Origin of the sequence: Halobacillus sp. Marseille-P3879, from assembly GCF_900240285.1 — a bacterium.
GTDB lineage: Bacteria > Bacillota > Bacilli > Bacillales > Halobacillaceae > Halobacillus_A.
This window is the reverse complement of sequence record NZ_OESS01000001.1, coordinates 691,916-715,941: the sequence shown is the minus strand read 5'-3', so window position 1 is coordinate 715,941 and position 24,026 is coordinate 691,916. Positions and strand designations below refer to the sequence as shown.

General features: G+C 40.6%; 29 protein-coding genes. 13 read left to right on the top strand and 16 right to left on the bottom strand.

Annotated features, from left to right (window positions below; all coding sequences use genetic code 11):
- The first annotated feature begins 257 nt into the window (after positions 1-257).
- Both C1A12_RS03565 and C1A12_RS03560 read left to right on the top strand, forming a co-directional pair.
- Positions 258-491 carry a helix-turn-helix transcriptional regulator gene (locus tag C1A12_RS03565; protein ID WP_101842463.1) on the top strand — a complete coding sequence of 78 codons (234 nt, stop codon included), beginning with the start codon at positions 258-260 and terminating at the stop codon, positions 489-491.
- On the top strand, positions 475-870 hold the full coding sequence (locus tag C1A12_RS03560) for a hypothetical protein (RefSeq protein ID WP_101842462.1): 396 nt from the start codon (positions 475-477) through the stop codon (positions 868-870). The genes C1A12_RS03565 and C1A12_RS03560 overlap by 17 nt, the downstream gene beginning before the upstream one ends.
- A 54-nt stretch (positions 871-924) precedes the next feature.
- Here the strand turns inward: C1A12_RS03560 and C1A12_RS03555 are convergent, their stop codons facing one another.
- From C1A12_RS03555 to C1A12_RS03525, 6 genes are all read right to left on the bottom strand, one after another.
- The gene (locus C1A12_RS03555; RefSeq protein WP_101842461.1) at positions 925-1,785 is read right to left on the bottom strand and encodes a PhzF family phenazine biosynthesis protein; all 861 of its coding nucleotides are present in this window, start codon (positions 1,783-1,785) and stop codon (positions 925-927) included.
- Between the two features lie 37 nt (positions 1,786-1,822).
- Complete coding sequence (locus tag C1A12_RS03550; protein ID WP_101842460.1) at positions 1,823-2,200, bottom strand: hotdog domain-containing protein; 378 nt, start codon at positions 2,198-2,200, stop codon at positions 1,823-1,825.
- Between the two features lie 15 nt (positions 2,201-2,215).
- Entirely contained in the window at positions 2,216-3,013 is a 798-nt protein-coding gene (locus tag C1A12_RS03545) for an AraC family transcriptional regulator (protein ID WP_101842459.1), read from the bottom strand.
- Between the two features lie 18 nt (positions 3,014-3,031).
- Complete coding sequence (locus C1A12_RS03540) at positions 3,032-3,607, bottom strand: LysE family translocator (RefSeq protein ID WP_101842458.1); 576 nt, start codon at positions 3,605-3,607, stop codon at positions 3,032-3,034.
- A 165-nt stretch (positions 3,608-3,772) separates the two neighbouring features.
- Entirely contained in the window at positions 3,773-4,408 is a 636-nt protein-coding gene (locus C1A12_RS03535) for a hypothetical protein (protein ID WP_101842457.1), read from the bottom strand.
- 548 nt (positions 4,409-4,956) lie between these two features.
- On the bottom strand, positions 4,957-5,361 hold the full coding sequence (locus C1A12_RS03525) for a MerR family transcriptional regulator (RefSeq protein ID WP_101842455.1): 405 nt from the start codon (positions 5,359-5,361) through the stop codon (positions 4,957-4,959).
- Between the two features lie 230 nt (positions 5,362-5,591).
- Between C1A12_RS03525 and C1A12_RS03520 the strand changes: the two genes are divergently transcribed.
- On the top strand, positions 5,592-6,632 hold the full coding sequence (locus C1A12_RS03520; RefSeq protein WP_101842454.1) for an NAD(P)-dependent alcohol dehydrogenase: 1,041 nt from the start codon (positions 5,592-5,594) through the stop codon (positions 6,630-6,632).
- Positions 6,633-7,090: 458 nt separating this feature from the next.
- On the opposite strand, the gene C1A12_RS03515 is transcribed toward C1A12_RS03520, so the two are convergent.
- Both C1A12_RS03515 and C1A12_RS03510 read right to left on the bottom strand, forming a co-directional pair.
- On the bottom strand, positions 7,091-7,852 hold the full coding sequence (locus C1A12_RS03515; protein WP_101842453.1) for a bifunctional 2-polyprenyl-6-hydroxyphenol methylase/3-demethylubiquinol 3-O-methyltransferase UbiG: 762 nt from the start codon (positions 7,850-7,852) through the stop codon (positions 7,091-7,093).
- A gap of 45 nt (positions 7,853-7,897) precedes the next feature.
- Positions 7,898-8,413, bottom strand: a complete 516-nt coding sequence (locus C1A12_RS03510) for a GrpB family protein (RefSeq protein ID WP_200816543.1) — start codon at positions 8,411-8,413, stop codon at positions 7,898-7,900.
- 392 nt (positions 8,414-8,805) lie between these two features.
- Between C1A12_RS03510 and C1A12_RS21490 the strand changes: the two genes are divergently transcribed.
- Both C1A12_RS21490 and C1A12_RS03505 read left to right on the top strand, forming a co-directional pair.
- Positions 8,806-8,940 carry a hypothetical protein gene (locus tag C1A12_RS21490; RefSeq protein ID WP_255408383.1) on the top strand — a complete coding sequence of 45 codons (135 nt, stop codon included), beginning with the start codon at positions 8,806-8,808 and terminating at the stop codon, positions 8,938-8,940.
- Between the two features lie 422 nt (positions 8,941-9,362).
- Complete coding sequence (locus tag C1A12_RS03505; protein ID WP_101842451.1) at positions 9,363-9,836, top strand: hypothetical protein; 474 nt, start codon at positions 9,363-9,365, stop codon at positions 9,834-9,836.
- A gap of 542 nt (positions 9,837-10,378) precedes the next feature.
- On the opposite strand, the gene C1A12_RS21300 is transcribed toward C1A12_RS03505, so the two are convergent.
- Complete coding sequence (locus tag C1A12_RS21300; protein WP_235001526.1) at positions 10,379-10,477, bottom strand: putative holin-like toxin; 99 nt, start codon at positions 10,475-10,477, stop codon at positions 10,379-10,381.
- Positions 10,478-10,804: 327 nt separating this feature from the next.
- Between C1A12_RS21300 and C1A12_RS03500 the strand changes: the two genes are divergently transcribed.
- The gene (locus C1A12_RS03500) at positions 10,805-11,461 is read left to right on the top strand and encodes a DUF4396 domain-containing protein (protein WP_101842450.1); all 657 of its coding nucleotides are present in this window, start codon (positions 10,805-10,807) and stop codon (positions 11,459-11,461) included.
- A gap of 499 nt (positions 11,462-11,960) precedes the next feature.
- Positions 11,961-12,479, top strand: coding sequence for a hypothetical protein (locus C1A12_RS03495; protein WP_101842449.1), 519 nt, complete (start codon positions 11,961-11,963; stop codon positions 12,477-12,479).
- A 182-nt stretch (positions 12,480-12,661) separates the two neighbouring features.
- On the opposite strand, the gene C1A12_RS03490 is transcribed toward C1A12_RS03495, so the two are convergent.
- Complete coding sequence (locus C1A12_RS03490; RefSeq protein ID WP_373420420.1) at positions 12,662-14,074, bottom strand: NAD-dependent malic enzyme; 1,413 nt, start codon at positions 14,072-14,074, stop codon at positions 12,662-12,664.
- Between the two features lie 263 nt (positions 14,075-14,337).
- Between C1A12_RS03490 and C1A12_RS03485 the strand changes: the two genes are divergently transcribed.
- Complete coding sequence (locus tag C1A12_RS03485) at positions 14,338-15,264, top strand: LD-carboxypeptidase (RefSeq protein WP_101842447.1); 927 nt, start codon at positions 14,338-14,340, stop codon at positions 15,262-15,264.
- Positions 15,265-15,433: 169 nt separating this feature from the next.
- Here C1A12_RS03485 and C1A12_RS03480 read toward each other — a convergent pair whose 3' ends face one another.
- Positions 15,434-15,925: an HIT family protein gene (locus C1A12_RS03480; RefSeq protein ID WP_101842446.1), complete on the bottom strand. Its 492-nt coding sequence runs from the start codon at positions 15,923-15,925 to the stop codon at positions 15,434-15,436.
- Between the two features lie 30 nt (positions 15,926-15,955).
- On the bottom strand, positions 15,956-16,918 hold the full coding sequence (locus C1A12_RS03475; protein ID WP_101842445.1) for a YafY family protein: 963 nt from the start codon (positions 16,916-16,918) through the stop codon (positions 15,956-15,958).
- A gap of 93 nt (positions 16,919-17,011) precedes the next feature.
- On the opposite strand from C1A12_RS03475, the gene C1A12_RS03470 reads away from it, so the two are divergent.
- From C1A12_RS03470 to C1A12_RS03455, 4 genes are all read left to right on the top strand, one after another.
- Positions 17,012-17,890 (top strand): SDR family oxidoreductase, encoded by an 879-nt coding sequence (locus C1A12_RS03470; protein WP_101842444.1) that lies wholly within the window; start codon positions 17,012-17,014, stop codon positions 17,888-17,890.
- A gap of 129 nt (positions 17,891-18,019) precedes the next feature.
- Positions 18,020-18,970, top strand: a complete 951-nt coding sequence (locus C1A12_RS03465; protein ID WP_101842443.1) for a DMT family transporter — start codon at positions 18,020-18,022, stop codon at positions 18,968-18,970.
- 257 nt (positions 18,971-19,227) lie between these two features.
- A complete protein-coding gene (locus C1A12_RS03460; RefSeq protein WP_101842442.1) occupies positions 19,228-20,208 on the top strand; it encodes an ATP-binding cassette domain-containing protein in 981 nt (326 codons plus the stop codon).
- Positions 20,198-21,007, top strand: coding sequence for an ABC transporter permease (locus C1A12_RS03455; RefSeq protein WP_235001525.1), 810 nt, complete (start codon positions 20,198-20,200; stop codon positions 21,005-21,007). The genes C1A12_RS03460 and C1A12_RS03455 overlap by 11 nt, the downstream gene beginning before the upstream one ends.
- A 241-nt stretch (positions 21,008-21,248) precedes the next feature.
- Here the strand turns inward: C1A12_RS03455 and C1A12_RS03450 are convergent, their stop codons facing one another.
- Both C1A12_RS03450 and C1A12_RS03445 read right to left on the bottom strand, forming a co-directional pair.
- A complete protein-coding gene (locus C1A12_RS03450; RefSeq protein ID WP_101842441.1) occupies positions 21,249-21,539 on the bottom strand; it encodes an RNA polymerase alpha subunit C-terminal domain-containing protein in 291 nt (96 codons plus the stop codon).
- Positions 21,540-21,659: 120 nt separating this feature from the next.
- Positions 21,660-21,953, bottom strand: coding sequence for an antibiotic biosynthesis monooxygenase (locus C1A12_RS03445; protein ID WP_101842440.1), 294 nt, complete (start codon positions 21,951-21,953; stop codon positions 21,660-21,662).
- Positions 21,954-22,322: 369 nt separating this feature from the next.
- Between C1A12_RS03445 and C1A12_RS03440 the strand changes: the two genes are divergently transcribed.
- Positions 22,323-23,060 (top strand): PHP domain-containing protein, encoded by a 738-nt coding sequence (locus tag C1A12_RS03440; RefSeq protein WP_101842439.1) that lies wholly within the window; start codon positions 22,323-22,325, stop codon positions 23,058-23,060.
- Positions 23,061-23,221: 161 nt separating this feature from the next.
- Here the strand turns inward: C1A12_RS03440 and C1A12_RS21020 are convergent, their stop codons facing one another.
- The gene (locus tag C1A12_RS21020) at positions 23,222-23,359 is read right to left on the bottom strand and encodes a hypothetical protein (protein ID WP_159462131.1); all 138 of its coding nucleotides are present in this window, start codon (positions 23,357-23,359) and stop codon (positions 23,222-23,224) included.
- A 106-nt stretch (positions 23,360-23,465) separates the two neighbouring features.
- On the bottom strand, positions 23,466-23,606 hold the full coding sequence (locus C1A12_RS21015; protein ID WP_159462130.1) for a hypothetical protein: 141 nt from the start codon (positions 23,604-23,606) through the stop codon (positions 23,466-23,468).
- Positions 23,607-24,026 lie beyond the last annotated feature (420 nt).

The window sequence follows — 24,026 nt, the reverse complement described above, 5'->3', positions numbered from 1 at the left end:
GTATGAGATATTCTTCAAGTCCCTATACTTCATTCACATAAACCTTCTACAGATGACCACATTCTACCCACTTCTGAAAAATATTCCGCTAGCTATCTTTGAAAAAACCCTATTAACAAAACCATTTTCACCTCATCAACTCCAGCCACAACCGAAAATAAACAATAAATTCCAATGTAATGTTTACATTACATTTAATTTCCAATATAATGTAAATATGTAAGGTGCACATTACATTTTGAAAGGTAGTTATTTGAATGAAACAAGGAGTTAAAAATGCAGTCAAGGAGTTTCGCAAGGAGAAGAAATTAACTCAAGGGCAGCTGGCTGAAGAAATTGCTGTAACGAGACAAACGATCATAGCTATTGAGAAACAAAGGTATGAACCTGCAATAGGAACTGCTCTCAAACTGTCTGATGTTCTTGAGTGTCCATTAGAGAAATTATTTTGGATCGAAGAAAGGAAGAAGAAAGATGAACACAACCTATAGAACAAATTTTTTATTAAGAACATTAATCCCGATCTTTTTGTTTGTAAGCTACTTTTTTATTTCCCACTCTACAACTACCTTAGTCGCAGCTATTCTTGCAACGTTACTCGTCGTCTCCTCAGGAATAGAAATACATAAGAATAACAAGTGGAGCAAAACAAATCTAAAGCATGATCAGCGCACCAGGGCTAATGCACACTTTGCTGGTTATATTACGTATTGGATGATGCTGATCGCCTTATTTGCAGGGGGTATACTCCTTTTGAATACCGATATACCGCTCACTTTCCCTAAGTTAATTGGTTACACCATTCTAGGAAGCTTTGCTGTCAGGTGGCTGATTCGTGACTATTTAAATAACCGTGAAAAGTTTGAGTAGATTGTAGTGTTAACTTAGAAGAGGCTGGGACAAAACTCAGCCTCTTTTATTTATTCATACATTCAACTGCCCTTCCACACACGTTACGGCATGTCCTCCAAGCAGGATGCTTCCGTCGTCTTGAAACCGTATTTCTACTCGCCCATTTCGTCCTAAACAAAAACCCTGACTCGCCACGTAGTCCGCTCCCTCTGTAAGCTCTAGCTGTTGTACCATCGTTGCGACGCAGCCATTCCCGCTTCCGCATACCGGGTCTTCTGGAACTCCTTCCCCAGGGGCAAACGAACGGACCTCAAATGCTGCGTCTGATTGTTCCGCTGTGCTTCCAAATACGGTCACCCCAGTTACCCCTTCTGGCGTCAAGGCCGTGAGCTTCTCCATGTTGGGGCGGAGATTCCGCACCACTTCAGCATCAGAAAGCTGCAGCGTCATCCAAACGACTCCAAGATCAATGGTGAGAGCGGCTTTTACGTTGGCCGGATCTACACCTAGGGCATCTGTAAGTTCATTTAGCTTCTGCGAGTCTATCGATGTTTGTTTCGATTCAGGCAGCGTAAAAAACATTTGATCGCCATCTGGAATAATCGTGACTAATCCAATTCCGCTTTCCTGCACGAAACGTCCCTCTGTCTTTGGGCTCAGTCCGTGTTTTTGTACAGCATAAGCCGTACCCAACGTCGGATGACCCGCAAACGGCAGTTCATTGTTTGGAGTGAAAATCCGCAGTTTATAATCGGCCTTGGGATCACTCGGTTCACACACGAAGGTCGTTTCAGATAAGTTCGTCCAGTTGGCAATGGCCTGCATTTCTTCTGATGATAGATCATTTCCATCGAGCACCACGGCTACGGGGTTCCCCTGAAATGGTTTTGCTGTAAACACGTCTACCTGTTGAAACGGTACTTGTCCATTCATTATGTAGTCCCTCCTATATAAAGTTCAGGTGAACATCCTAGAGAATCACGCCTGCAAAATTCCCCTGCAGCACTTCTTTTCCCTTCTGGTTGTGACAGGAAAAAGAGGCCGCGATCGCTGTTCTTTCGTCTGGCTGTTTTTCATATTTTTCAATTGTCACTTCGCAAGTAATCGTGTCACTTGTAAACACGGGACGCAAAAACTCAAAGTTCATCGTACGCGCGAGTACATTATGGTCGCCGCCGACTTTTGTCGGCAGCGTTGCCGTTAACAGCCCCTGGACGACAAGCCTCCCCTCTTCATCCGGGGTCATATGGTGAGTGCCTTCATCCCCGGAAACCTTAGTAAATCGTTCTACATCTTTTTCAGTAAACGTTCGTTCAAATGTAATGGTATCTCCTGCTTGTAATGCCATCCTCAGCTCCCCTTTCTATATAAGTTCAATGGGCCCTCCATGAACATACGATTTATATTCAAAGGCTGTGGTGCCATATACACTTTTAAAATGTTTATTTAAATGAGTTAAATCGACAAACCCGCAGTCAGCTACGGCTGAATAGATATCTCCGCTTTTCTCGATCATCTGCTTGGCCCGTTCAATTTTTCCGTTAAGATAGTACTGGTACGGGGAGATTCCTGTGTGAGTCTTGAATAATCTAATAAACTGGTATTTCGACAAGCCGAGCTCTTGAGAGATTTCCTCCAGCTTCAGCCCTTTTTCCAGGCTGGCATGAATAATCTCTTTGGCTTTTCTTATTCTTGAGCTTTCATTCGCCTGGTCTGTCGTGAAATTGGTCTGCGTAAGACCGTCTGTGAGAGATAAAAACAATTCACTGCACAAAGCTTCCTCTTTTTCCCCTAATATCGCCTGTGCCAGATTGACAATTCTCTGTTCCAGCCGATGATCATACACAACCGGTGCTGGAAAACGCACCATGTCCTTTGTCTCAAGAGCCTCTAACAGCATCTCCGGCTTTATATATAACATCACGTAATCAAGGCCGGTCTCATCATGGGCCATCCCGTCATGCGCCTGTTCAGGGTTAAAAAGCATCACGCCCTGCGGATAGGATAGCTGCAGGCTGCCTTCGAGATGGTAATGCTGGATGCCGCGGAGAGTAACCCCGATGGCATACTCTTCATGCGCGTGCTTTTTATACGAGAATTCATGAATACTCGCGGACAATGCGGTAATTTCTGCCGACTTTTTATAAATGAAATTCTCCAATTCATTCACCTCTCTGCCCTACATCCACAGCATGATGGCGGAATAAGCTAAAAACAGCGCCATAAGTACATTAACGGCTTTATTGTACTTCCCTAACATTCTTTTAAAAATCGTACCGAAAAGCACCCAGGTCGTAAATGCCATAAAACCAATGATGGTAATAATTATAACACTTACGGTCACCGCAGATGTTGAGATATAGTGCGGCAAAATAAAGCTGGGAAGGACCGTCATCGTAAAAAGGATCACCTTCGGATTGAGGAACTGCATCAGGAAACCGGACATAAAGGTCCCCGTTTGCTGGACGGAGGGCTTAGAGGCATCCATCCTGTAAATTTGATAAGCCAGATAAAGCATATAGCCGCTTCCAAGAATCTGCATAACCATGAGAAGTTTAGGGATGATGGTCATCAGGGCCGCGTTCAGTATCGCTGAAACCGCAAGCAGCAGTCCAAACGCCATCGTGGCTCCATATGTAAAGTTCATGGCCTTTTTTGTCCCTAAATTGTGGGTCGTCGATAAGATAACAATGTTCGTTGGGCCGGGGGTGAAAGTAATCACAAAACAGTACATTAAGAAAGATGTAATATTCATGAAGAAACTCCTTTCTACGTGTTCTTCAGTCATCTTACATCTGACTTCATTTTCGATATAGTATATTATTGCAGGCTCTGACTAAAGATTGGCTTTAACATACTTCCTTTTACCGTCATCTCCATCTCCATCACCAAAACTACCGGACCATTCTTGTTTAATTAACTACAATTCTACAATTAAGGAGTCATCCAGGATTTCTCCCCCATTATCAATATAGTCCAGGAAGACCTTCCCGTCTGTTATGAGATCTCTCTCCTTCATTACATCGACAAACCCATTCACCAGCTCTTCATCTTCATCATTTCTTTCACGAGCCACCTCAATATGGATGGCTGGTTCAATTTCAGCCTCATCATATCTGCCTGGATGCTCTAAACTCAGCTTTGGCCCTTCTCGCGGATCCAGGTACACAAAAAAACGGTGGGAATCCTTAAAGGTCTCACGCACATCACGTTCCAGTTCCTCTTCTAACTGTTTCGTCCATTTCTCTGAAGCATATGTATCCGTCATCGATGAAGTCGTTCCACTTTCATAGACAAGAAAGTCAATCTCGCCTTCTATGTCTCTTACCTTTGCTGCATACTCAAACTCGAAATTCCCCATATTGTCATACAATGTATCGTAGATTTTAAACTCATGATCAAAATGCTTGCTCATGTACTCCTCGGCCTGCTTTGTTACTTTTTCTTCTTGCTCTGCATCCGGAGTCATCGACACTATAAACACAACTATTATGCCGCCAATGAGTAAAACTATAGCTCCCAACACAAATAAGAGAACTTTTATCCCTCGTTTCATATACTCTCCCCTTCTCTAATTGCCATCCTGTACAGCTTCTCCTTTTATTACATCTTATGGATCTCCTTTAATTTATATTGTTTGCTTTTTCGTTTAACCCTTAAAGTATCCAATTCGACACTTGATCTCCCTACATGAAAACGATCTGTAGAGAACAATAAACGCATATTTAATCCCCCCTCAACTTCGGATAAAGCGACAAGGGTGAATAACATCCTCTTGTTTGGTAACTGCATTAAAGTCTTGGCTTCTATTGAGAAAAAACGTTCACTTAAAGTACGGAAGCAAACATAAATGGTTTCATTTTCCATAGAGTTTATTTTACTAAGTAAAGCTTCTACCAACTCTATGGCGTTTTTTTATATCCCCTCTTTCACAAACACTAGAATAGGGCCTAGTCTTCTGTTCCTTTAAGTGATCATTACTCTATTAAGTTTATTGATTTTCTACGGACTTTTCTCTATTCCACTTGTAAGTGCCAATAATAAAAAACCATTTATCATACATATGACGTATGAATGATAAATGGTTTTCAATCAATTAATATACTAAACCTCTATTTTATCGCCTTTATGAATATCTTCCGTGCCCGCTTCCAATGCCGTCTCATAGTACCAGCATTTATGCTTGATGAGTTCCATCGTCTTGTTTAGTTCTTCAAGCTGGGCTTTCACCGTCGCTTTACGTTCCATAAACATGTTATATCTTTGCTGCAGCGTGGCATCTCCATCCCCGCACCAGTCAATAAAACTTTTAATCTCCTTAATCGGCATTCCAGTAGATTTCAAACATTCAATCACTTTTAAAGCTTCGATGTCGGTTTCTTTAAACAATCGTCTTCCGCTTTCTGTCCGTTCAACAAAAGGCAGAAGCCCCTCCTTGTCGTAGTAACGCAAAGTATACACTGTAAGATTCAATTCTTTAGCAACGTCGCTGATCGAATATGTCTTCAAATTTTTTTCTCTCCTTCTTATCATTTAGACCTCGAGTTAGCTCTAAAATTATGCAGGGAGCTTAGCACGGTACCCGAAGAAAGTCAAAGCCCTTAAAGAATTAAAACTTTATAACTTGACCTAGAGTTAACTCTAAGGATTAACATGGTTTTGTAAGGGAAAAAGGAAGGTAGAAATTCTCACCTATTATTTTTCTCTGCAAAACTATAATTTTTGATGGAGGTTTTTGAATGATAACTGCTAAAGCAAGAGCTGTTGACGGTTCAGACCAACCCTTTCGAACGGCCGAAATTGAACGGCGCGACCTTGATGTACATGATGTGCTGATTGAAATTAAATATGCGGGAATTTGCCATTCTGATATCCATACGGCTCACGGAGACTGGGGTGAGGTAGACTTCCCTCTCGTACCCGGCCACGAGATTGCGGGAATTGTCACTGACGTAGGCGCTGAAGTAACGAAGTATAAAGTCGGCGACCGGGTAGGTGTCGGATGTATGGTCGACTCGTGCGGCGAATGTGAGAACTGTCGTAAAGGGGAAGAACAATACTGCCTCAAAGGAAATGTTCCTACTTATGCTGGTGTAGACAAATACGGCGAGCCTACTCAAGGGGGATATTCTACTCATATCGTGGTAACGGAAGATTTTGTACTTAGAATCCCTGACAACATTGGGCTTGATGTTGCTGCCCCATTACTCTGCGCAGGTATTACGACTTTTTCTCCGTTAAATCACTGGAATGCCGGTCCAGGTAAGAAAGTGGCGATTGTCGGTATGGGCGGACTCGGCCATATGGCGGTCCAGATTGCCCACGCCATGGGGGCAGAAGTGAGCGTTCTTTCACGGACATTGAACAAAGAGGAAGATGGCTTGCAATTTGGGGCTGAAGGCTATTATGCCACGACGGACCCTGAGACATTTACTAAGCTCGCCGGTTCCTTTGACCTGATCATTAACACGGTAAGTGCGCAGATCGATATGAATGCTTACCTTTCCCTGTTAACGCTGGATGGGACGTTAGTGAATGTGGGGGCGCCGCCAGAGCCATTGTCAGTCCATGCGTTCTCTCTTATTCCTCAGCGCCGCTCATTCGCAGGTTCATTGATTGGCGGCATCCGCGAGACTCAGGAAATGTTAGATTTCTGTGCCGAGCATAATGCAGTGCCTAAAATCGAAGTGATTTCAGCTGACGAAATTGACGAAGCCTACGAGAGAGTATTAGCTTCTGATGTGAAGTATCGATTTGTCATTGATACAAGCACGATGTGAGGTCAGGTCAGCAGGTAACTAATAATATGGAGGTGTCAGGCTGTCGAGAAAGTTCTCGACAGTCTTAATTTTTGGCATTTTTACTTAAACGTTCAATACATTAAAGAATGGGATAGGCTGATTTATTGTCGCTAATGGTTTCGCACAAGTGCTGATGACAGAGCCTGCCAGAAAATGAAAAAAGATTGTCCATAAACTTTCCAAGATAAGCCAGATGAAGGAGAGTCTTTTTCTGTATAAAAAGAAATTCTAAGGAGCGGGGCCCCTTCCACTCCTGCGGAAGAACGAGTGAGCCGAGATCGCCGAGCGCGGGTTTCGCGAGGAAGCTCGGGCGCTCGTCCGCGGAAAGGGAAGGGGCTTTCGCTCCTGGCGGTAAAAAAATCTTGCAGAAAAACAGGGGTTTCTCGACAAGCTGACACCTCCAAATTCGGAGGTGTTTTTCCTATAATAAAGCTCGATTATTTTTTGTCTGCTGCCGCTTCAAACGTCACCAGCTGGTCCGGGGAATTCGGATATTGACCAAAACGATAATCTGAAGATATCACAATGTCTGTAAATCCAACATCTTTAAGAATCAACTTAAATTCCTCAATGCCGTACCAGCGCAGCGGAAAGCGCTCCAGCTCACTTTCTATAAGTTTCCCCTTCCTCCATCTTTCGTAACGCCCATGGGAAATCGTATACTGCTGAACGTAATCTACCTCTACTTTTTTATCTTCTAAAGTGATCATGTCCCCATTCTTACACTCCCAGGACCTTGTAGACACTTTTCCAAGCGATATTTCCGTTGGCAGAAATAGATCGAGAATGAGTTTTCCCCCGTGACGCAGATGTTTATAGAAGTTCTGTAATGCTTGGATGGAGGCTTTCCTTTCGTGAATGAGCAAGAAGGTTCCTGTCGGGATAATAATAGCTTCATATTCCGTATCCACTGAAAAAGATTCCATATCCGCTTCAAAAAGCGTCGGCGCTAGATGTCTCTTTTCACAGTTCTTACGGCATATTTCTAACATATCAGACGAAGTGTCAAAGCCATCAACGTCCATTCCCTTTTCTAACAATGGAATAAGCACACGGCCCGTCCCCGCCCCAGGTTCAAGAATTTTTCCCTTCACCGTTTGTAATCGATCGATGTAAAATTCTACATCCCCGAATGAATGCCCGACGGTTTTGTCCATATCATATACTTCCGACGATAAACTGCGGTAATATCCTAGCAAGTGCCCACCCCTTATAAGTTGTTAAACTGCTAAATTTACTTCTATTTACTCCTGGTCAAACCAGATTAACGCTTTTCTCTCGATTTCTACCACCAGCTGTTCTTTCCCCTGAATGTAAGCCTCTATGTCGTGAGGGAACTGCTTGGCCAGCCTCTGTTTTAATTCACCATACTGCTGCTTCTCATGGGAATGCGTTCGCAAGTAATCACGAAAGGCCAGATGTCGCTTGATCTCACGACTTCCTTCTTCGTAAAAATGAACATGATGCGAACGTTGATCGCCGCCTTTTTCAAAATACCTCCGCATCGGAATGCCATTTTCCCCTTTTGGCGTATATCCCATCTGCTTCATCTCTTCATTGAAGGAATCTACGTTCGAGATGTCCTTAACGACTGGCATAATATCAATAATGGGTTTAGCCTGTAATCCTGGCACAGAGGTGCTTCCGATGTGGTGGATTTCAATGATTTCTCCTGTAAAAATTTCTCGAAGCTTTTCCGCTTCTTCTAAAAACATCCTCGGCCATTTTTCTTGATAAGGTTCCACTTCGACTTTTCTCAAACGATCACCTTCCGAGCTATTATGGAAAAAGCAAAAGAAGCTATGTATAGAATCAGCATCTTGTAACACCCCTCCCCTCAACCTTAAAGAAATTAATATGTCCAGCTTATAAAAGACAATCACACTCATTATGTATCCTTTTGATCATATGACTTGTTACTTTAAGGTTCTTAGATGTCATTTCATCTTTCACCTCTTCAACTGAAATAATGCATTCACCTACATTACGCAAGAACACTTGAATGGTTTCATTTTATTAAGAAGAGGCGTATTCTTATCATTAAAAATCCTGTGGTAAGGATAGAAGCTTTTTTGAAATTCTACTTTTTAAACTGTAATCTGAAATTAAGTTAATTTTATAGTCTTAATAAATAATAGAGGATGTGATGAATGTGAAAATTGTCGCTCAGAACGATGATCCGCGTCTAGCTTATTTTATAATGGTCGTTTTGTCTGCGATTTCTTTTAGAAAGGTAGTAACTATAGAAGCAAAAAAGATAGAACTTAGGGAGAAGAGGTTAGGTTAAGAAAGAAACACAAGAATGGAATATGAGGAGTCACTGAAAAAGAGCCAATCCTTTAGTGAAGATCACCCTTCTAAATATAAGGATTTTTATATACTCGAACCTACATAGATTGAGCAGGATACAACGACAAATCCAGAAAGGAATAATCCTTGTTGAAGACGAGTCCAATTCTACATCCATCCCCAACGTTTTCGATCAACGTCAAACAAGAAGAAGTCTAAGACAACAGCTAATACGACATATAAAAAAGCTGCGAAAGTACCCACACGCTCCTCTCCCCTCAACCATATTCATTCAATTATATCATACAAATAATACCAATTTTATATTGATCGTTAATTTGATGCTCGACAAATAACATTTGATCGTATTCCAAAAATATGAAATTATTTATGGATACATATTTTTTAGGAGTGTTCATGATGACAAAGAACCTGATATTTTTCTTACTTATTATTCTTCTATCTGCCTGTCAAAGCGAACCTACAGAAGAAAAACAGAAATTAGATGAACAGCCAACCGTAACTTTTTCTTATGAGGATGAGGAAATCGATTCCAATAATATTAAAGGATGTTTTGTTGATGACTGCTCTGAAGAAAATGCTTTTGTAGAAAGAATTAATCACAGCGAATTTACAGAGGGGCTTGAGCCACCAGAAGTTAAACATGGAGACGAAATTAAGGTTGAAATTAATGGACAAGAACCCACCGAAGTCTATTATTCAAGGAATTTTGATGAAGGAACTACGACGCAAGATCACACGTTAAACGGAAATAAAATAGAAATTCATGGAGAAGGTACGGAGCAATATTTTATGGTTTTTAAATGGTACAACGAAAACGATGAATTTCTTGGAGCTCTTTCTAAAGCGTTCGAAATTGAAGTCATAAACTGATTATCATTGGTGCACGAACCGGGAATTGTACTGCCACGGTTAATAACGCCCTAACTTCAATAGATAACGGCTTATCTCCTACAGATAGTGTCCTATCTGTAGAAGATAGCGCCCTAACTCCAGGTAATAACGACTTAACGAAAAAAATAGCGACATTTCTCTGATAATTACAAAGGCAGCCAGGTACTATCTCAATCTGCCTTCTGTTACCCTTCATGCACCTATGCTTTCGCATCCTCACGTTCATCTACTTGTTGATCAAACTTTTTCAAAGTATGATCAACGCCCCCACAATGACTGCCAGCTGAATCGACACGAATTCAGCAGCCAGACCGATTGCAATCGATTCGTTTATATGGGTCCGGACCATGTGTTTATTCTCGTGAAAATGTGGTATGATATAAGTAACAAATCATATAATAAAGAAATGACCACAGCGCGAACTGTGGTCAGATAGATACCCATTCTTCTGATAGGGGATTGGCGTTATCTAATCTGCAAAGAAAAAATAGCCCTTACCCATGTTTTAGGAGACAGGGGGGCTATTTTTTTGCGTCAAAAATAGCGACAACGACAGCGATTAACGTTATGACCATTGAAGAAAAAGAAATCATAAGCGTCAAAGCTTCGAAGGTTGTCATGGAATCACCCCCTTTTGGGGAGAACTCCAACCACCCTATCCTTTACCACACGATGATAAATCGAATGGAGTATCTATTCTCTATTATACCATAATCATCCATGAATGACCTTTACTTCCATAAAGAAAAAATGCTTTGATAATAAGGGTTTACAGCTTTTACTACCTGATTGGCCTAAGGCGACTGCGCTTGTTTCATATCGGTCACTAATGGAAGAAGCAACGAGTCTCATTTCCATTCCCATTACCTGTTAGAAGAATATTACTTTAGGTTTTCACTTAATGAATTAATGGGTAAACCTATAAAAAAACAGAAAGGAGTGACCATATGTTAACTATTATATCGTGGATAGCTTTAGCTATTGGGATAATATGCACTTTAATTATTGTAATTGATGTCAGCAGACATCCCCAAATGATGAAAATTATGAATGTTGTCTGGCCAATCAATGGTTGGTTCTTTGGCCCCTTTGCTGTGTGGGCATATTTCAAGTGGGGTCGTTTGAAAGCTAAAGATGCTAACGAAGAAGATGATCGAAAAAATTCTGCTAAAGTTTTTGTTTCCTCCAGCCACTGTGCCGGTGGATGTACATTCGGAGATATAGTAGGTGTCCCTATTGTTGCGATGACCGGAATAGCTATTGCAGGTTCTACTTTGTTTGCCCACTATCTGGTGGAATTTCTTTTAGCCTATCTATTCGGTATTGCTTTCCAGTTTTTTGCGATTTATCCAATGGATAAGGATCAAGGAGTGATGCAATCCTTTAAAGCATCGATTAAGGCAGATACCTTATCCGTAATCACATTCCAAATTGGGATGTTCGGCTGGATGGCAATTGTTCACTATCTATTATTTACCACTCCCCCTAAACCCCATGAACCTACGTACTGGTTTATGATGCAAATCGCCATGATTATCGGTTTCTTGGTTAGTTTCCCACCTAACTGGTGGCTAGTAAGAAAAGGTATCAAAGAGGCTATGTAGCTCACTACGGGCAGGGGGCTGCATGGCCTTTTTCTCCTTCCTATAGTACATTTTTACCTCTGCTATTGGAACAAGTGAACTAACAGTCGATTAAGCAATATGATCTACTGCAGGATTTCCCTGGTTTTCACAAGTGTATGTATCCTTGCATAAAATCGTCGGTTGCAGTCTCGATGACCCCTATATGATAATCAATTAAGCGTTCATTTACATAGGAGATGCAATATTGTGACTTCATCCCCAGATTCAAACGGTTCCTCACCTACTTCTTCCCTTTCTTTATGGATCTATGTTCAGTTACTCTTTTCCCACTATTAGCCGGGTAGCTAATTAAAATAAGCTGAATATATTTCCATTAACCAATTATTTTTCGCTGTTCCCTTCGAACTTTTTACATTCAAACGTAGTTATTAATTTTCACTTAATACTCAGTTTCTTTTCTTTAGTCATTATTCTAATATCAAAGAAATAAATATAAAGGTATGGAGGGATGCCTGTTATGATTCTAAAAATGATAGACTTAAGTTTAATGGCTGAACACTTGCCCGTTCATAAAGCTGAACTGGATAAATTAGAGACTTATATCTGCAGCATTCAAGACTCGGAGATCAAGCAAGTCGCGACAGAGCAATACATGATCATGCAGAATCATGTAAAAGTCATGATTGCTCTTATGAATCCATCTCAAAATGAATTTATCGGCCTCAACGACTTACATAAGTGGGAGCCCGTTCAGTTAAACTGTCACCAGAACTCCTTAGGCATGAGTCAAGAAAATATATTAACTGAACTCAAAACCTCTACGGAAACGATGGCTAATAAAAATTTCAATTCAGCATTAAGGATGAAAGCTGAAAATGTCCGTAATATTCACATTCATATGGCCCTGCAGCAAACGATGCTTCTCAATCGTTACATTGCCTTAATGGATAGATTTGTTAAAGATACAGCTCCGGAGAGTTCAGGAGATAAGCAGAGAGAAACTTTTCAGACATTCAAAAACATGTTTAACCTGTGAGAAATGGATCTTAAAAAAAAGCCTCATCACCGTTTGTAACGAACTGTACCATGCAAACATAATAGACAGCTGCTTCGAAACTCCTAAATAAAGGCAAAAAGGATAACTCTCTATTGAACATTCTCGCTGTTCTTGCTGTGGCCGAAGCTAATTGGTGGCGTATAATAGAGGTTTTCCTTTATTTATATTTGACTATCTTTCTTATTTTGGGCGACACCTGTTGCGTAAGCTGCCTCCACAACGGCTTCTTTAATATTAGGCACCACGTTCTTGTTAAAGACGCCGGGGATAATATAATCTTCATTAAGTTCATCTTCAGGAATAGAATCGGCTATCGCTTTTGCTGCAGCGAGCTTCATTTCATCATTGATGGTTGAAGCTTTACAATCCAGTGCCCCCCTGAAGATACCAGGGAAACATAACACATTATTCACCTGGTTAGGGAAATCCGACCTTCCCGTGGCCATGATTCTTACGTAAGGGTTGGCTATCTCCGGGGCAATTTCAGGGTCAGGATTGGCAAGGGCAAAAACGATCGGGTCATCGGCCATCTTTTTAATATCTTCGACTTGAAGAATATTGGCTGCCGCTACACCGATAAATATATCTGCGTCCTCAATGACCGTGGGTAAAGGTCCTCGTTCATGATTTGGATTCGTATTCTCTCCATACCAGGTCCACATTGGATTTTCGTATTGCACACCCTTAGTAATGGCCCCTTTTTTATCAACCCCGACGATGTTTTCAGCTCCTGCTTTTAAGAGCATCTGGGTTATGGAAATCCCTGCTGCTCCGATACCGCAGACGACAATTTTACAATGCCTTAAATCTTTTCTTACTAATTTTATAGCGTTGAGGATTCCAGCAAGAACCACAATCGCTGTGCCATGCTGATCGTCATGGAAGACAGGAATATCCAATTCTTCTTTTAACCGTGCCTCAATTTCAAAACACCTTGGGGAAGAGATATCTTCTAAATTGATGCCGCCAAACGAGGGACTTAAGGATTTAATGATTTGAATAATATTTTCTGCATTTTCTTCATCGAGACAAAGAGGGTACGCATTTATATCGGCGAGTTGTTTAAAAAGCATGGCCTTCCCTTCCATTACCGGCATAGCCGCTTCAGGTTTTAATTTTCCTAACCCCAGAACAGCACTGCCGTCTGAAATGACAGCAACAGCGTTCCTTTTTATTGTTAGATTATGAGCAAGAGATGGATCTTCATCAATGGCTGTACAAACCCTGGCGACCTCGGGTGTATAAACATGGGATAACTCCTCCCTGTTATCAATCGAAAGCGTAGGTCTTACCTCGATTTTCCCACCGAGATGAACTAAAAATGTCCGGTCAGATATATGTTGAATCTCTACTCCATCTAACTCTTTTATCGATTGAATCATGGTCTCTTGACCGTCTTTGTGACCGACCTTAATCGTTAAATCTCTTATCGTCGTTTCTGCACCTTCTTTAATAACATCAATGGCGATTAAGTCACCTTTGGCGTTGCTGATAATTGTCGCAATCTCCCCAAAAGAAATGTTCTGTTTATTGATTTCCAAACGGAGAATGATGTGCATATTCGACTGCGTCATATAATTCATCCTTTCATCTCAATTAGAGACACTGTATAGTTTAGCTTCCCTAATATTTGGATGGAATATGAATTATTTTTATGCAAACGAATTAAAAAGTATCAGCAAGGGACCTGAGAGTAATTCATCAATCGCAAGATGACAACCGCATTTCTTCGTGCTCCTCAGGCTGGCCGCATTATTTACTTATTAAGTATGTCGAGCGGATCTCTTTAATACACTATTTCTAGGATGTCGTTTTCCTTCGAAAGGAGTTATTTTCTATGCCGATAAGACCATTTGCATTAAAGCGCGGAGATACGATCGGGATTGTTACATTGGGAAGCCCACCTGAAAGGAATGAGGTGGAGACAGGAGTAGAAATGTTGGAAGAAATGGGGTTTACTATCCTCCTCGGCCGTAATGTGTACGCCCGTGATGGTTTCATAGCAGGTACAGCCCAAGAGCGTGCGGCGGATCTTATGAATATGTTTGCCAACCCTCAGGTGAAAATGATCTTACCTTCAAGGGGAGGTGTAGGCGTTGCAGGCATTCTCCCTTATATTGACTATCCATTTATTCAGCAAAACGCAAAAATCATAAGTGGTTACAGTGATATTACGGTGTTGTTGAATGCCTTATATCAATATGCCGATTTAACCACTTTTCACAGTCTGATGCTTGTTGATTTTAACCCAAATACCCCCAATTATAATTTCAATCAATTTTTTACTGCCGTTTCCTCCCCTGCCCCCATTGGTCAAATCCAAACGCCCCCTGGTATGCCATTAAGGAGCAGAGTCCCCGGGGACGTCACCGGACCAATTGTTGGCGGCAACCTCACATCCTTAATCGGCACGCTCGGTACTCCTTTTGAGATAGATACCCGGGGGAAAATCCTGCTGCTTGAAGATACACATGAACCTATCAACACAATATTCAGGTATACCGAACAATTAAGAATGGCCGGGAAATTCAGGGACTGTATTGGAATCGTTATGGGAGAGTGCACAGAGTGTGATGAATCTTATGGGAAGACGTACGAAGATTTGATTAATGAATTTATAGTACCACTAGGTAAGCCGCTTATGACTAATCTCACCTCAGGACACGGCACCTATAAAACGGCCATTCCTATCGGGGCCACGGTGAACTTGAATACGTTCAATAATACACTGACCGTTCTCACTCCCGCTACGACTCCATCTTAGCGGGGCCGGTTCCCTATCCGTGATGATTACCAGCGGAGTAAACGGCAGATGTGCGTTGGTTTGTCTTAGCTCTCGCTTGGCCTTATGGCGGCTTTGTTCCATATACAAAATAGGGCTGCCATAGTTTTAAAGCCTCCCAGATACTCATCACACCGATAATAACCTTTAATTAGAATTTTTGATTTAATTTTTTAGTAAGGGTGTGGATGGCTTCTATTACTTCTTGAATATTCTCCTTATCATTCATTTCATTTCTAGCGTGAAGTAATACTGGTCGAACGGACTCAACAGAACGTCCAAACTTATACATCCATTCATATCTTGGAACCATCCAGGTATGGAAATGGTGGCTGGTATCTTCGTTATAAAAATAATAGACATAATCAATCCCTAAAGCTTCTCTTTGCGCTTTTCTTATCCTTGTTAAAACATTTATGTAGTCTAGGCTTTCATCTTCGGTTAATTCATCCAAGCATTTGATATGCCTTTTAGCAGCTACTATTATTAACCCTTTAATTGGATAAGCGACGTCTTGATGTGCGTGAAAGTGCTCTGTTTCTATTATTACACCTCCATCGGGTTCAACTAATCCACTTGTTAATGCACAGCTAAGGCATTCAACTTCTATTACTTTTCCATTAGATAAGGTTATTTTTCTCAAATTTAACCTCTCCCAAAAATTAATAAGATCTTATCTATATAAATCGATTATTTCCCTTGCTCTGCCTGTTACTTTATCTATTAACTCCAAGGGTGAAAGAATTTTCACTTGGTTTCCAAAACCGACTATGAAATTAACAGCTTCGTCTTCGGTGTTAAAGATCAATTCTAATTCTGTCCAGCCATTCTCTGTAACCTTCCCATCATTTACTGGCTGTACGAAACGTCCAGTAAACCTAATTCGTTCCCGTGCAAAAGGAGACACATTCACCTTCACTCGAAACTCAGGCAGACTTTGCATGAATTGCTTCTTGGATTCCTCCCAATGGGCCGATAATTTAAAATCACGAGGTCTGTTAAAATATTCATGCATTAATTCACATTTAACGATTCGAGTAATTTTATAGCTGCGAAATTCATCTTGTTTGTTCATGGCTACCACATACCAATTGCTTGATTTGGCTACCAGGCCAAGGGGGTTGACTATAGATTCTCTTATTTCTCCATCTGCCTTTTTGTAAATAATGTTTACTTTTTGATTGTTCATGACTGCTTCTTTCATAACTTCCATAGCAGGATTCATTTCAATTGCAGCAGTCTTCCAGGTGCCCATATCCACATGTACTCTTTCCCAGAGCTTTACTGCATTCTGCCTGGATTCTTCTGGTATGGATAACAGCAGCTTATTCTTGATTTGCTTTGAGGAGATTCCCATATTCAGATCATTGATAATTTTTTCTGCATGAGGCAAAAACAGTGACAGCATTTCTTCTTCCTTCAACCAGCTCAGCCGTTGTTTCCAATTATCGACAAGTCTCCATCCTCCTGCTTGGCCTCTTTCAGCATACACCGGGATCCCAGCAGCACTTAATGACTCCATATCTCTATGGACGGTTCTCTCGGAAACTTCAAGTTCTCTGGATAATTCTCGAGTCGTAACAATTTCCCCATGTTGCAGTAGAAGTAAGATATTAATTAACCTTTCCGCTTTCATCAGCTTTTCTCCTTTATTTTTTTAATCATGACATGACCTGTCATATATCCAATTTATTATATTGTTACATAAAAAGAAAGGAAGGATAGATAAATGATGAATTTAAAAAATCAAACAGCCATCGTAGCTGGCGCAACAAGGGGAGCAGGCCGAGCTATGGCCATCAAGCTTGGTGAAGCGGGAGCAACTGTATATGTGACTGGACGTACAACAAGAGAAGAAACTTCTCCTATGCAACGAAAAGAAACAATTGAAAAGACAGCCGAATTCGTCAATGAAGCAGGCGGGTTGGGAATTCCAGTAAAAGTGGACCATACAGACGAAGAGCAAGTGAGAAGGTTCATAAACAAAGTGAACGATGAACAAAACGGAAGATTAGACATCCTTGTGAATGATATTTGGGGAGGAGATCCGCTGACAGAATGGGGCAAGGATGTTGGGGACCATGATTTACACAAGGGATTGCAAATGCAAAAACAAGCTGTACAAGCTCATTTCATTACTTCTCATTATGCCGTACCAATATTGAAAAAGAATAACAAAGGATTGATTGTAGAAATCACGGACGGGATAGATTCGAAATATAGAGGGAATTTTTATTATAGTTTAGCGAAGATATCAAACATCCATATGGCTGCAGCTATGGCACAGGATCTCAAAGATTACCATATTACTTCCATAGCTTTAACTCCTGGATTCCTCCGTTCAGAAGCCATGCTGGATCATTTCGGCGTAACCGAAGAAAACTGGAAGGAAGCAGTGAAAGTCGAAAAACACTTTATTGCCTCTGAAACCCCCTATTATATCGGAGAAGCCCTTAAACATCTGGCGTTGGATCCGGACGTGCGTAGGTTTAACGGAAGGACATTAAGCACTTGGGAGCTCTCAGAGATTTACGGTTTTAAAGACGTGGATGGCACACAGCCTCATTGGGGCAATTATTTTAAAAAGCACGTGGAAAAACAAAATTAATCACAAACGAGCGCTCTTCTGGTTAAGGGAGCGCTCGTTCAAGATAACATTGACAATCCATCCTGCCAAATTTAGAATAACAACATTATACATAAAAAGGAAAATTTCATCAGGTAAAGGAGGCTGTCATTGAGCTTAACTAAGAACTATGCCATCGTTGGAACTGCTTTTTTAATTGCTTCAGCGTTTTTAACTTCCGGAAGCAACGTTTATTATTCAAACAAAGTCCAAGCCATTAGTCCCTTCTTCTTTACGTTTATTAGCTTTCTTATTACTGCATTCTTTTTTCAAGCCACTCAACTGAAACAATCCTTTCAGTCTATGAAAATCGAAAAAAGTTTTCTTAAGGATATCGTTGGGATCAATCTTAGTACTGCAGGTGCATTTATGAGTTTTTATTTTGCCTTAAAGTACATAGAACCTGCCATTGTAGGTGCTATCGAAATAGGAATTGGACCGGTCTCTTCCTTAATCATTATTCGCTTAGTTTATGGAAGCAAAATGAATAAACTCGACCTCTTAATAGGATTGGGTGCTTTAATAGGCAGTCTTTTTTTAATTGGAAGTACCTTGCAGGGGAGTTCAGGAATTGATTTTGAATCTCTACCCGTTGCCGTTTTAGGATTATTCTCTTCTATCTTGTGTGGATTCTGTGCAGCGTTAGCAGCCATTTTCTCCAAACGACTAAGTACAGCCCAATGGAGTTCCTCCAAAATACTAGCGCACCGATTTTATGCCATTGTTGGATTATCTCTCTACCTTTCCATTCAACAAGGTAATTTATTGCAGCAATTATCTGCGAATTGGTTATGGATTCTGATTGTATCCCTGTTAGGTGTTACTTTGCCTCTCTACTGTTTACAGATAGGGATACAGTATTGTGATAGTTTTTTTGTGATGATGTCTCTTTCATTTATACCGATATTCACTTTTGCTTTTCAATTACTTGATCCTCGAATATCTACTTCTTACCATTCATTATCAGGTATATTGATTATCTTGCTATTTGCTTTATTTAGTGTCGGGTTAAATCATTCCCGCCACAAATTGATTCTCAAAGAAAAAAGGAAGGCAGTGTAATGGACTGTGCTTCCATTATAAGCCACCTGATCGTCCAGCGAAGAAAAATGTGAAAAGTAAATTAAAACTCCCTAAATAATGAAATATTTATTCATAACTTCCCAACCTTTTCCTTATTTATATTTATAGTTAGGATCCAACACGGTTTGCTTAAAAGCCGGCTGATCGTTTTTATAAACCTTAGTTAAAGTCATCCTTTAGACGAATAGCAAGACGTACAGCTTGTGATAAAATGAAGGGAAGAGGGAGGCCTAATAATGGAACACTCCAATCAAACATATGCAGTAGAAGCCGATCAATTAGTGAAAGCGTTTGGAAAAGAACGAGCTGTAGATGGCATCAGCTTAAAGGTGCCTAAAGGAATTGTCTATGGATTCCTCGGCCCTAACGGGGCTGGTAAAACGACGATGATCCGTATGCTGGCCACGCTGCTGAAACCAACAGAAGGCCAGGCGAAAGTCATGGGATATGACCTGGCAAAAGAAGCGGATGAAGTAAGGCAGTCGATCAGTTTGACGGGACAGTTTGCTTCTGTTGATGAGGAATTATCCGGCCGGGAGAATCTCATCTTCATTGGCAGGTTAGTTGGATTTTCCCGTAAAGAAGCAAAGAAGCGCGCCGATGAATTATTAGCCGCTTTTAATTTACAAGATGCAGCAAAGCGCCAGGTGAAGAAATACTCCGGCGGAATGAGAAGAAGAATTGATATTGCCGCAAGTATTGTCACCTCACCAGAACTGCTCTTTTTAGATGAACCCACCACAGGCCTTGATCCAAGAAGCCGGAATGAAGTGTGGGATATCGTTCGAGCCTTAGTCAAAAAAGGAACGACTGTATTTCTTACGACGCAATACTTAGAAGAAGCCGATCAGCTTGCTGACCTGATTGGCGTCATCGACCGAGGCGTTCTCATTGCAGAAGGAACGAGTGCCGAATTGAAATCGTCGATTGGTGTTCGAAGCTTGACTATTGAATTTGAAGACGAACAGGATTTGAATCAGGCCGAGTCCATCTTTGAAGGGATGTTCACACAGGCACCTGAAGTGAACCGCGATCATTTATCGATTTCCGTTACGATGAAAGACCAGTCAAAGGCTGCAAAAGCAATTGGAGAACTCGCGAACCAGCAAATCACAGTTAAAGACTTCTCTTTGCAGCAGCCAAGTTTAGATGATGTATTTTTAACGATTACCGGAAAGCCGGCGAAACAGGAAGGCGGGAAAGCAAGTGGAGAATAATTCATTAGAGAAATCAATCACTTTAGAGAACCGCCCATCCAAAGCTTCGCCGATGAATGCCGCTCTCACGTTTGCATGGCGGGCCTTATTACGCATACGCTACGTTCCAGAGCAGCTATTCGATGTGACGATCTTCCCGATTATCTTTCTGTTGATGTTTACGTACTTATTCGGTGGTGCGATATCGGGCTCTACAGGAGAGTACTTAGACTTTGTCCTGCCGGGAATCTTAGTCATGACCGTGGCAATGATAACAATGTATACAGGACTCGATTTGAATAAAGACATTGAAAAAGGCGTCTTTGATCGTTTTCGTTCACTGCCGATATGGCAGCCTGCTGTATTAGTAGGGGCGCTGTTAGTGGATGTTGTGCGATATTCACTTGCTGCCACCATCATGGTGACACTGGGGTACATTCTAGGGTTTCGGGCAGAAGCGGGGTTCACAGGAGTCGTCCTTGCCGTCCTGGTTATTCTATTCTTCGCTTTTAGTCTATCCTGGATCTGGACGATGCTAGGAATCATTGTTCGCTCGGAAAAAGCACTCATGGCCATAAGTATGATGCTGTTATTCCCACTCACCTTCTTAAGCAGCGTATTTGTCGATCCCACCACCATGCCCGATTGGCTGCAATACTTTGTTGATATTAATCCCATCACCTTCGTGGTCGATGCGGCCAGAGGATTGATTCATGGTTATGATGTCACCAGCGAATTGTTGATTATCACTTACATTTCATTAGGTTTAATTGTCGTGTTCGGTACGCTGACGATGTACTTTTTCAGAAATAAGAATTAATCAAATAGAGAAATTGAAATAAAAAGCCGAAACAGCCTTGGTTCTAAGCTTCTTAGGACTAAGGCTGTTCCGCTATTTGCTTTTGAAGGAATCACTTATTAAAGTCATGATATTTTCAATTGATAAAGTTACTACTCTTTTTCAGATAAAATTCAGTTATTGTCCTTATCTAGCTTTTCCGTGCCAGGCATCAAAATAGTTTGTTCCCCACCTATCAGTACCGTTACGGGACAATAAATTATTATTCTTTAAATGATAAACCTGCTTTCTCTAGCGAAGTTCTCATTGTAGGTAAGGAAGCTGGTCCCACCCCATGAAGTTTTAGAATTTCTTTTTCTGTGTATGAAGAAAGTTTTTGCAAAGTATCAATTCCTTCATGAACTAAGGCCTTCCTGGCCGGTGAACTTAGTTGTGATAGGAAGCCACTTTGAGGTTTATTTTCTTTATCACAAGTAGGACACGTAGGACAATCACTACTTTTGTAATACTTATGTCCTTTTTCACATACCCGTAGACTTTTATTTGCTGTCAAACTAATCCCTCCTAATAATCTCAATTTTACCTTGCTTTTTTCTTTTCCATTAGCAGTAAAACAGCCGAGCTAGTAAAAAGCTTCGTCCACCATTGAACAATCGTCCCTTGAATATCCTATTTATAACTGAACATTCTCAAAGTGTTCAACTTCTGGAAAGGGGTCATAGAAATGATGTAAGTGTCTCTTCCATTCTTGATACTCTTTCGATTGCCTAAACCCAACTGTATGGTCTTCTAATGCTTCCCACTTCACTAACAATAAATATTTCCCCTGAACTTCCATACATCGCTGCAATTCGTGTGAGATGTAGCCATGCATGGATGATATGATTTTGGATGCTTCTCGAAAGGCTTCCTCATATTCCTCTTCCTTACCATGCTTAACTTGCAGCATTACCGCTTCTAAAATCACGTAACCACCGCCCCTATCTTATTTTCAACTTCTATTTAATCATACCCTATCCTCTACATGAGTAGTTCTAGTTATGTAGAATCTTAAATTAAACTGCCAGACTCCAATAGAAGTTAGAGTCATGGCAGTTCTAGTAGAAGTGCCTCATCCCCACTGCCTTAACGCTTTAGCAGAGCGGGGGTCAGGCACCATATTACTTATACTATTCTTTCACTCGATATTATCAGTAAATTAATATACCTCAGAAAAAATTTACATTGAGTAAACATATTACAATAATTCCCTTAATAATGTTTAGTTACAATAATAGATAGTTAGGATCTTACTTGAGCTGATGATTCGTTTAGTAAAAACAAAGGAGAGAGCTAAATGCACATAGACTTTCATACCCACGCAAATTTATCAAGAAAATCACCCATTACTTTAGATGAATTTATGAAAAAAATGGAAGAAGCAAGCTTAAATGGACTAGATGCGTTAGCTTTGACGGAAAATGTGAACCACCCTAATTTTACTAATCTTTATAACATGCTCGATAACAACTTCTCTTATGAAAATGATTATTATGATGTAAATGGACTAAAAGTGTTTCCTGGTATGCAAGTTGATGTTAAAGACAAAGGGAGCTTTTTAATTATTGCTAATCGGGAGACTGTCCAGCTCATTTATAAGAAGCTAAGTCTTCAAGAGAAGGGGATCCGTGCGGACGAATTGATGGAGTTAGTTCATCATGATCATGTATTGAAGATTGCAGCTCACCCTTTGAGAGAATCCAATTCTTGGCTCCATCATAAAGATGAAACCTTAAAACAGTTTGATGCTCTCGAAATTAACGGAAAAGACTTATACAGATATGGGAATACTATGAAAACTGAAATGGAAACTTTAGCTTCTCACCTTCAAATCGGTGCTGTGAGCGGCAGTAATGCTGATCAGCGTTTTCACTACGGATGTATCTTTAATGAAATTCCGGAATGCACAACCATTGATCAGTTGAAAAAGGCTATTCAAGAAAAAGAATATAAAGTTCACGTTTCACCTTTCTTACACCCTAAAATAAAAGCGGCTAATTTTGTAAGTATGTTTTTCCGAAAAAAAGCTGTTTAATAAAACATTAGTAGAAGTGCCTGACTCCCACTGCGTTAACGCTTTAGCAAAGCGGGGGCCATGTACTATATTTAAATTAAACTGCCAGACTCCAATAGAAGTTAGAGTCATGGCAGTTCCGATGTTTTATTTAACTATGTCCCCCAAAAAGCGGAAGGTTCTTATGGCAGTTGATTGTGTTTCATTTTTCTTTCATTAATGCGATTACTGATAAATCGCGCGCGCTCAGCCGAACGATCTCTTTCTTCTGGCGCCATTTTTTCAAATGATATCACAAAAATTAAAAAGTTAATTCTCATCGTTTATTCCTCCTATGTGATTGTCACTAAGCGGAATCCTTCTCCGCATTTAACCAATTCATAAATTCAATCCTCACTAGTTCAGCCATCGGTTACACTCCCTTTCTTAGATGATATTTTTGGCAGTTGCTTTTCGGTCAAGCCATTGATCTTGAGCACTCGGTCGGTAACCAGGCAGTGGTGAATAAGTTTGTTTTTTCCGCCGGTTCACACGAATAGTGAAAATAAAGAAATGCATCGTCATCATTGCCCACCTCCTTAAAGTTGTAAATTTATATCAAAAGAGTAAAAATACCCTTTGATTCCATAAGAAATAGCCACAGGTATCCTGTGGCTCTGCTTTTAAAGCTCTCCGTTTATGAAGACGCAAAAAAGCCACAGGTGTCCTGTGGCTCTGCTTTAAAGCTCTCCGTTATAAGACGCAAAAAAGCCACAGGAATACAGTATGCACTACCTGCGGCTGTTATAAACCTTTGTTAATTAAAACGTTTTAGGGTCTAATAAATAGCGCAGGTCGATTTAGTTGTACAGTTTGATTCATAGTTAAATTGTTCATCATTGGTTTCGACCTCGCTTTCTGATAATTTTTTCTTTCACTGGAAATTATATATGAACCTGATCTTAAAGTAAAGACCAATTTTCAAAAAAGTCATACAAATACAAAATT

What these genes read in the sequence shown, in the direction of transcription:
- C1A12_RS03460 (WP_101842442.1), top strand. Translation starts at nt 19,228, where the DNA reads ATGGAACACTCCAATCAAACATATGCAGTAGAAGCCGATCAATTAGTG.
- C1A12_RS03560 (WP_101842462.1), top strand. Translation starts at nt 475, where the DNA reads ATGAACACAACCTATAGAACAAATTTTTTATTAAGAACATTAATCCCG.
- C1A12_RS03485 (WP_101842447.1), top strand. Translation starts at nt 14,338, where the DNA reads ATGCCGATAAGACCATTTGCATTAAAGCGCGGAGATACGATCGGGATT.
- C1A12_RS03505 (WP_101842451.1), top strand. Translation starts at nt 9,363, where the DNA reads ATGACAAAGAACCTGATATTTTTCTTACTTATTATTCTTCTATCTGCC.
- C1A12_RS21300 (WP_235001526.1), bottom strand. Translation starts at nt 10,477, where the DNA reads ATGACAACCTTCGAAGCTTTGACGCTTATGATTTCTTTTTCTTCAATG.
- C1A12_RS03470 (WP_101842444.1), top strand. Translation starts at nt 17,012, where the DNA reads ATGATGAATTTAAAAAATCAAACAGCCATCGTAGCTGGCGCAACAAGG.
- C1A12_RS03555 (WP_101842461.1), bottom strand. Translation starts at nt 1,785, where the DNA reads ATGAATGGACAAGTACCGTTTCAACAGGTAGACGTGTTTACAGCAAAA.
- C1A12_RS03565 (WP_101842463.1), top strand. Translation starts at nt 258, where the DNA reads ATGAAACAAGGAGTTAAAAATGCAGTCAAGGAGTTTCGCAAGGAGAAG.
- C1A12_RS03440 (WP_101842439.1), top strand. Translation starts at nt 22,323, where the DNA reads ATGCACATAGACTTTCATACCCACGCAAATTTATCAAGAAAATCACCC.
- C1A12_RS21015 (WP_159462130.1), bottom strand. Translation starts at nt 23,606, where the DNA reads ATGATGACGATGCATTTCTTTATTTTCACTATTCGTGTGAACCGGCGG.
- C1A12_RS03475 (WP_101842445.1), bottom strand. Translation starts at nt 16,918, where the DNA reads ATGAAAGCGGAAAGGTTAATTAATATCTTACTTCTACTGCAACATGGG.
- C1A12_RS03550 (WP_101842460.1), bottom strand. Translation starts at nt 2,200, where the DNA reads ATGGCATTACAAGCAGGAGATACCATTACATTTGAACGAACGTTTACT.
- C1A12_RS03520 (WP_101842454.1), top strand. Translation starts at nt 5,592, where the DNA reads ATGATAACTGCTAAAGCAAGAGCTGTTGACGGTTCAGACCAACCCTTT.
- C1A12_RS21020 (WP_159462131.1), bottom strand. Translation starts at nt 23,359, where the DNA reads ATGAGAATTAACTTTTTAATTTTTGTGATATCATTTGAAAAAATGGCG.
- C1A12_RS03495 (WP_101842449.1), top strand. Translation starts at nt 11,961, where the DNA reads ATGATTCTAAAAATGATAGACTTAAGTTTAATGGCTGAACACTTGCCC.
- C1A12_RS03540 (WP_101842458.1), bottom strand. Translation starts at nt 3,607, where the DNA reads ATGAATATTACATCTTTCTTAATGTACTGTTTTGTGATTACTTTCACC.
- C1A12_RS03535 (WP_101842457.1), bottom strand. Translation starts at nt 4,408, where the DNA reads ATGAAACGAGGGATAAAAGTTCTCTTATTTGTGTTGGGAGCTATAGTT.
- C1A12_RS03500 (WP_101842450.1), top strand. Translation starts at nt 10,805, where the DNA reads ATGTTAACTATTATATCGTGGATAGCTTTAGCTATTGGGATAATATGC.
- C1A12_RS03490 (WP_373420420.1), bottom strand. Translation starts at nt 14,074, where the DNA reads ATGACGCAGTCGAATATGCACATCATTCTCCGTTTGGAAATCAATAAA.